This is a genomic window from Gilvimarinus gilvus (assembly GCF_030518155.1).
Lineage (GTDB): Bacteria > Pseudomonadota > Gammaproteobacteria > Pseudomonadales > Cellvibrionaceae > Gilvimarinus > Gilvimarinus gilvus.
The window spans coordinates 1-332 of the sequence record NZ_JAULRU010000829.1; the positions used below are offsets into that span (position 1 = coordinate 1).

Consider the following 332-nt stretch of genomic DNA (forward strand, 5'->3'; position numbering starts at 1 on the left):
CTTCAAGGCCTTGATATAGTTGCGACGGTATTCATCTATTTCCGCACTGGCCAGGCACAGTTCCCGGTCCCAGGCGGCTTGCGAAGCTGGGTCAAGTGTACCATGCCGCAACCATGAGTTCCGCTGCCGCAGCGCCTTCTGCAGCCGTTGCCAAGCGGGTAGGAAGCGAGGTTCCACGTGGAACACTCCCCAATCCAGGAACTGGCGACGAATTTTTGGTGCGCCCTCTAGCAGCCGAAAGCTGTCCGGGTTGATGAGCTGCAACGGCAGCAGCTCTGCCAACTGCGCAGCGCTACGGGCGTTCTGCCCATCGATGCGAATGGTAAAGTCCC

General features: G+C 59.3%; 1 pseudogene. It reads right to left on the minus strand.

The features are described from left to right. A pseudogene (locus tag QWI17_RS23050) lies at positions 1–332 on the minus strand (DNA replication/repair protein RecF); the annotation flags it as partial.